Source organism: Gemmatimonadota bacterium (assembly GCA_026705765.1).
Lineage (GTDB): Bacteria > Latescibacterota > UBA2968 > UBA2968 > UBA2968 > VXRD01.
Genome location: JAPPAB010000111.1, coordinates 22,359 through 29,735 on the forward strand (window position 1 = coordinate 22,359; position 7,377 = coordinate 29,735).

At 52.3% G+C, this 7,377-nt stretch carries 5 protein-coding genes; 1 reads left to right on the plus strand and 4 read right to left on the minus strand.

Annotated features, from left to right (window positions below; translation table 11 throughout):
* Positions 1–2: 2 nt before the first annotated feature.
* Together OXH16_15580 and OXH16_15585 are read right to left on the minus strand one after the other, a co-directional pair.
* Positions 3–1,409 (minus strand): hypothetical protein, encoded by a 1,407-nt coding sequence (locus tag OXH16_15580; GenBank protein ID MCY3682821.1) that lies wholly within the window; start codon positions 1,407–1,409, stop codon positions 3–5.
* Positions 1,410–1,424: 15 nt separating this feature from the next.
* Positions 1,425–1,811 (minus strand): DUF2089 domain-containing protein, encoded by a 387-nt coding sequence (locus OXH16_15585; protein ID MCY3682822.1) that lies wholly within the window; start codon positions 1,809–1,811, stop codon positions 1,425–1,427.
* A 231-nt stretch (positions 1,812–2,042) separates the two neighbouring features.
* Here OXH16_15585 and OXH16_15590 point away from each other — a divergent pair, with 231 nt between their 5' ends.
* On the plus strand, positions 2,043–4,670 hold the full coding sequence (locus tag OXH16_15590) for a M14 family metallopeptidase (protein MCY3682823.1): 2,628 nt from the start codon (positions 2,043–2,045) through the stop codon (positions 4,668–4,670).
* Between the two features lie 82 nt (positions 4,671–4,752).
* On the opposite strand, the gene OXH16_15595 is transcribed toward OXH16_15590, so the two are convergent.
* Both OXH16_15595 and OXH16_15600 read right to left on the minus strand, forming a co-directional pair.
* The gene (locus OXH16_15595) at positions 4,753–5,523 is read right to left on the minus strand and encodes a DUF4292 domain-containing protein (GenBank protein MCY3682824.1); all 771 of its coding nucleotides are present in this window, start codon (positions 5,521–5,523) and stop codon (positions 4,753–4,755) included.
* A 28-nt stretch (positions 5,524–5,551) separates the two neighbouring features.
* The coding region (locus OXH16_15600; protein ID MCY3682825.1) for a tetratricopeptide repeat protein at positions 5,552–7,377 on the minus strand (1,826 nt) is incomplete at its 5' end.

Sequence of the window (7,377 nt, forward strand, 5' to 3'; positions counted from 1 at the left end):
CCTTATTTTTTCTCTGTCTCAGGTGGATCAGGTGGTTCGGGCGGCGTGGGCGTTTCAGGCGCATCTCTCTCAATATCCTCATCTGAATACAACCTCAGATCGCCCCGACCGAGTTCAATCGCAACCTTAGAACCACCCCCATTGAGTTGACCCGTCACCACCTGTGAAGTACGCGACACGCCGGTAATAGACAGAGGCAGGTTGGTCTGGATACTCCCGCGCCCGACATAGCCGTGTACATCAACTGCCGAACCATCGGGAATGGTGAGATCAACCGCACCATCTTTATTTTGAATCGCGTAGTCATCGTCAATGGGTTTATGTGGACGCACCGCAATATTGCCGCCGCGGCTTTGTATCATGACGCCCGCTTCGGGATTTTCAATTTCAACAGCACCCCGGCCAGTATGGACAGTAGTTGCACCGGCAATATTTTTGAGATACGTCGCACCGCGATTATTTTTTGCAACCGCACGTCCCCCAACCCGATTGACGTTAATTGAACCACGGTTATTGTTTGCAATAAAATCACCGCCAGCGTGTTGCACCGCGATATCGCCGCGGTTCTGTTTGACACGTATATTGCCCGACGCACCTTCAAAAACCGTCTTGCCACGATTATTGTTGAGGGTTGCTGCACCATCAATTTGGGGAAGCGTGATATTTCCGCGACTGGCTCGCACATCGAGATCAACTTTTTCGGGATGACGCAACTCAAAGTCGATCCGCAAAGATCGAACCGGATCGTCTTTTTTGCGTTTGGGCACATTGGGGCGTATCTGCACAGCACCGGACTCCCGCCGTATTTGAATATCAATCTGCTCGGCAAAAGCCTTCACCGCTGCTTCATCAGTTCCCCAAACCGAGATCTTCGCGTCAATCTGGACCTCATCGCGATCCCAAATTTTTGAGGTAACATGGCCCTTTGGCGTCCGTACGGACAGACGATCAGAGACCTGGATCGGTGTTGTCTCGACAAATTGCCGAACAACTTTTTCGGGATACTTTCTATCGCTACCTTCCGTCCATTGTGCAACGGCTTCAGACGCTGTTTGCATCGCTTCCTGAACAATCTCGCCCACATCGGGAATTGAGCGTGTAGCTTCGCGCACGATGCGATTGACATCGGGCATAGCCTCGCGCACCGCGCGTCTGGCTCTGGGCATAGCATCGCGCAGAGTCTCCTGCGCTTCCCGGATGCGTTCTTGCACCTCAACCTGAATATCTGCACCACCAGAGCGTCTGCGTCGGCGCTGACGACCTCCATTGCGTCGGCGCTGGCGACTTTCACCTTGACCTTGCGGTTCTTCTGCGGTATCCCCGAGCGCATCGAGCAATCTCATAGCATCTTCTGCCGTTATTTTTCCATCTTGAATCATCTCGAGAACCTTCATGCGTTCTTCTTTCACAATATACTCCTTTCTTTATTTATTCATCCTTTTAAGTTCTTCCGCTGCATCCTCCACTGAAATCTCACCAGATTCGAGACGGTTGAGCACCTCTTGCTGGGACGCAGTGGACAAATCTTCCACCTCGGGATGTGTTCCCGCTGCAAAGCCGAGTGCTTTGATCACATCGTCGAGATGGTTGCGAATCGTGCTATAGGGCACGCGGAGTTCGCGCGTCATCTCTCTGACATTGCCGCGCAATCGGACAAATGTCTCGACAAAAGCCAGGTTTTCGGGCGTCAGCCTGTTAAAAATAGTGGGCTGAAACTCTCCAATAACCTCACATTCACATCGCGTGCAGCGAATGCGGGTGACAATCACGTCATTCTGACAGGCGGGACATTTTTCAATAATTTTACGCATTTTTCTCCTTTTTTTCGTTTTAGACACTATTTTAGACAAAAAGTTTCACAAAAATATAAAATATTTTAACTTTAGATGCAATTTATTTTTTACAACAACTGGTCTTTCAAAAAAATGACTCCCGTGGATCAAGGCAATAAACTGATTTAAAGGACCAAACCCTTCTCATTTGACTTTTTCTAATAATTTCTTTCCTTGTTATGTCCTCTCACCCCACAACGAGGCATCCCAATGACACGTCTATTGATCGTCCTCATCGCATTAATCAGTCTGAACACACCGGCTCATTCTCGCATTGACCTCAGCTATTACCTGCCCGAAGGCACGACCTACAATCCCGACATCCCCACACCCGAAGCCTTTTTCGGATTTCAGATTGGCGATTGGCACCTGCGGCACGATCTCATCGCGAACTACATGCGCGCATTGGCTGAACGCTCCGACCGCATAGTCCTCACGCAATACGCCCAAACACACCAGCAACGGCCTCTATTATTGCTCACCATCACATCCCCGCAAAACCACCAGAACCTCGCAACCATCCAGAGGCAACACCTGCAACTCACAAACCCGGACCAGTCCCCCGCACTCGACATCAACACAATGCCCGTAGTCGTGTACATGGGATATAGCATCCACGGCAATGAACCCAGCGGAGGCAACGCCGCGCCATTAATTGCATATCACCTATCAGCGGCGCAGGGTCCTGCCATAGACAACCTCCTCGCCAACACCGTCATCTTGCTCGACCCCGTATCCAATCCCGATGGCTTTGACCGCTTTGCACACTGGGCAAACACCCACCGCGGCAAACAACTCATTGCCGACCCCGAACACCGGGAACATCGAGAAATCTGGCCGAGCGGGCGCACCAACCACTACTGGTTTGACCTCAACCGCGACTGGGTCTTCATCCAGCATCCCGAAAGCAGGGGGCGGATTGAAACATTCCACGCCTGGAAACCCAACATGCTCACCGACCACCATGAAATGAACACCAATTCCACTTACTTTTTTCAACCGGGCATACCCTCGCGCAACAATCCCCTCACCCCGGCACGCACCTATGAACTCACCGCTGAAATCGCCAAACGCCACGTCAGCGCGCTCGATAAAATCGGCACACTATATTACACGCGGGAATCATTCGACGACTTTTACATCGGCAAAGGATCGACCTATCCCGATCTCAATGGCGGCGTGGGCCTTCTCTTTGAGCAAGCCAGCGCACGCGGGCTTATACAAGAAAGCATTCACGGACTGATCTCCTTTCCCTTTGCCATACGCAATCAGGTGAGAACCGCCCTATCAGCACTCCAGGCAGCCCATGAACTGCGCACCGAACTGCTATCGCATCAGCGCGCTTTTTACATCTCCGCATACCAGGAAGCCGAGGCTGCCGCCATCAAAGCTTATGTTTTTGGCGACCCGGATGACATAGCGCGCACCCATCATTTTATCGACATACTCCAGCAACACCACATACAGATCTACGACCTCGCCCGCCCCATGCGCATCGGCGGCCAGACCTTCGCACCCGGCTCGGCCTATATCATTCCCACCGCGCAACCGCAATACCGCTTACTCACCAGCCTGTTTGAACGCCGCACCACCTTTCGTGACAGCTTATTTTACGATGTCTCAGCCTGGACATTGCCCCTGGCATTTAACATGCCCCTCGTCGAGATCAAATCGTCATCCCAGGAATTTATTGGCGACCTGTTGCCCCCGTCTAAATTTCCTCGTGGCCGTCTATCTGTATTCAACTCAGCGGTCGATACACAGGCGGATTATATAGGCGAACGTGGGGCTTATGCGTACCTGTTTGAATGGAAGGGACATTACGCACCGCGCGCACTTTATCGCCTGCAAAAAGCTGGAATAAGAGCCAAAGTGGCCTCGCGACAATTTCGCATGCGCATCCCTTCTGTGGCCGACTCAGGGAATGTGCACTTATTTGACTACGGCACCATACTCATCCCCATGGGCATTCAAAAAAATGACCCGCAAACAATTCGGAACCTCATGCAAACAATCGCCCTCGAAGACGCCCTCGATGTATTTGCCGTCTCCACCGGACAGACCGACAGTGGTATTGACCTGGGCAGCCCGGGGTTTGTCCCCCTAGAAACACCTCAAATAGCCCTTTTAATAGGCAGAGGTGCCGATGTCTATAACGCCGGAGAAGTGTGGCATTTGTTAGACCAGCGCTATAACATCGCCATCAGCCTCATAGACGCCAGCCATGTGCGCGATATAGACCTCAATCGCTATAACACAGTAATCGCAGCAGGCGGATCTTATAGCAACCTCGACTCCACTGGCGTCAACGCCTTAAAACAGTGGCTGCGCCGGGGCAATACACTCATTGCTCTCAACAGTGCGGTTCGCTGGGCCACCAATACCAAACTCGCCAGTGCCCAATACATCGAGCGAAATCGAACAAACCGCAACGAACGCAAAACTTATATCAATGCACCCAGCGATCGGGGAGCGCAAATTATTGGCGGTGCTATCTTTCAGACCTACCTGGACCGCACCCACCCCCTCGCCTATGGGTATCGCAGCGATAGCCTGCCAGTCTTTCGGCGCGGCACACTCTTTATAAAACCCGTAAACCCTTATGCCACCCCTTTGCAATACGCCAAACAGCCCTTGCTCGCGGGTTATATCTCTGAACAGAACCACAATTACATCGCCGAAACCGCATCCACTCTCGTCGCCAAACAGGGCAATGGCCGCGTCATACTCATGCTCGACAACCCCACCTTCCGCGCCTACTGGTACGGCACCCAAAAACTCTTTGCCAACGCCCTCTTTTTCGGTCCCACCATCAGCCCTGGCACATTGAACGAATAACAGGCGCGTTCCACCTTGCAAAAAATAAAAGAGCACTGATTCTCGTGAACCAGTGCTCTTTTTATTATCCGCATCACATTATTCATCGTTGAATATCGTGACGCGTGGCATCTCTGGGCACGGGCAAAACAAAGTCCTTGTCGGATAGCCCCGTATTGATAGCGCGCGATTTGACCTGGATGAGAATGACATCCTCGCCCTGCCGAATCTCGATACGCCGGGGTAGTGCAAAACCGCCATCCAGGCGATAATCGGACAGAATGCGTGCCGATACGAGTTGTCCATCAGCGTTATAGACCCTCTCCTCGCGCAAAAAACCCGTACCAGCCTCAATCCAGAGACGGCGCAAATAAAGATCGTATTGCAACTCGAGAAAAATATGTTTTTCTCCAGATTCAAAGCGCACCACGCGAGAGACATCCAGAAGGGAAAGATTGGGCAAGCCCAAAATAGCGCGATCATACGCATAATAGGACAAATCGACATCCGTGAGCACATAGAGCACATCTTCGGGAGGACCCACGAGATAGCGATTCTCGCGGGGCAGGTGAACGTGCAGCGTATCATCCCGGGCACGCGCGGCCATAACCACGGTACCGAACCCCCCAACCACGAGTTTGAGATCTGAAGGCACTCGGTGGCGCACAAGCGCAGAAGCCCTGCGTTCGCGCACCCCATCAATCGTGAGGTCAATACTCGCGCGGACCTCCTGATTGCGCAGGCTGTCGTAGCGGGTAGCGATGAGATCAAAAAATTCGGTTGAAGAAGTAACAGGCGGCAAAAGAGCGGGGCGATTGGCGACGCAACCAGCGATCAGAAAGAAGAGAATAAGGAGATATCTACGATTGTGCATTTGGCATCTGGAGCGGGGTGGAGTTCGTCTATTCGGAAGAACTCGCATCTTTGGAAAGACTTTCGAATTTTTCCCGCAGAGTCTGGTTATCGGGATCAAATTCTATAGCGCGTTCATAGTGGTAACTCGCACGAGAGAAATCACCCATTTTTTCCGCTGCGTCGCCCGCGTGCTCGTGAATAACCGCGAGATTCTCGCGCAACCCATCTACAACCGGGGAACCCGGATCGGTTTGGCGAAGGGTTTCTTCCTCTACGGTGAGTGCGCGGTCGAGCCAGCGCGCGGCGTTTTCGTACTGCTTGAGCTGATAATAGACCCAGCCAAGACTGTCGAGATAAGCGCCGTTCTCCGGGTCAATCTTCAGGGCGCGTTCAATTAACTTTTTTGCCTCGGTGAGGCGTTCACCGCGCTCGGCGAGCATATACCCCAAATAATTGCTGGCATCTGCGTGATCCTGATCCAGTGCCAAAAGGCGTTGAAATACTTCGACCGCGCGATCAAACTGTCCCGCTCGTTCCAGGCTACGCCCCAGATCAAAGAGCACATGCTCGAGAAATTCGGGATTATCTTCCGTATCGGCGACGAGTGGCTCCAGCAGAGGAATGGCTTTCTCCCAGTTGCGATCAAAAAGATATGTACGCGCCAGTTCGTAGCGAAAACCCGTATTTTTGGGCCTCGCATCGACAGCCTGTTGATAAATCGTGCGCGCACTGGCAATTTCATTCTGGCGCAAATAAACGCGGGCGAGGTCAAACGCGATTTGATCGTAATACTCGCTTTCAGGGCGTGCGTCTCCATGGAGCTTTTCCAGAATCTGTTGCGCGCTTGCCCAATTTTCTTCTGCCCTGTACGAACGGGCAATGCCGAGATGATACTCGATTTTTTCACCCTGTAAATTGGCGTGACGATAGGTTTTGCGCGCATCGGCCGTACGATTGGCATCGAGCAACAAACGGGCTTTTATGCCCAGCAGAGTCTGATTTTCGGGATCGGTTTGCAACTGGTGATTGAGAACGCGTTCGGCCATATCGACAAATAGCATTTTCTCATCGTGGTCGTGACGCCCCTTCACCATTCTGAGAAGCACATTGCCCAACTGATCGACCAGACGGACATCTGGTTTCTCGAAGAGGCGATTGAGATAGGGTTCGTGGCTGTAAATGTGTACTAACTGAACCCAAACCGGGACGGTCTCCCTGGTAACGCTATAATCTTGCCGCGCGATTATCCCCCTAAAATTTTGTTCGGCAGATAGTGTATCGCCCCGGGAGAGATGCGTTATACCCAGCTTAAACCGGAGATCATCGTTATTGGGGTCATCCTTGAGGATATCGCGATAAATGTGCGCTGCTTTGTCAAACGCGCGCTGCCGGTGATAGCCCTCAGCGGCAAAGAGCTTTTCGCGCGAGCCCATCAGTCCGGGCATGGCAACAATGCTATCGAGCAATGTTATGACTTTGCTGTGCTGCCCCCTGGCCCCGTAAATCTGAAAAAGATGTTGATAAGCATTCAGATCTCTCGGCGCGAGGCGCACAATGGCATTCAACTGGTCAATCGCCCTGGTCGTATCGCGCAAGCCCCTGCTGAGGGCTTCGTAATAGAGCCAGCGGCTTTGCACATTTTGAGGATCGATTTGAACGGCTCGCCGCGCGGGTTCAACCGCATTTTTGAACCGCCGAATAGCATTGAGATTGCGAGCCAGCGCGCTGTAGAGCGTCGCAGAAGTTGAGTCGTATCGCACAGCGGCTTGCAGTTCTTCAATAGCCCGATCACGTTGACCTGCGGATTCTGCTAATCGCCCCCGCAAAAAGTGCGTGACAGCATGGGGATGAGGGGATGATTTTTTGGGTACAG

Excerpts from the sequence above, each read along its gene's own strand:
- OXH16_15585 (MCY3682822.1), bottom strand. The coding sequence starts at position 1,811 with ATGCGTAAAATTATTGAAAAATGTCCCGCCTGTCAGAATGACGTGATT.
- OXH16_15590 (MCY3682823.1), top strand. The coding sequence starts at position 2,043 with ATGACACGTCTATTGATCGTCCTCATCGCATTAATCAGTCTGAACACA.
- OXH16_15595 (MCY3682824.1), bottom strand. The coding sequence starts at position 5,523 with ATGCACAATCGTAGATATCTCCTTATTCTCTTCTTTCTGATCGCTGGT.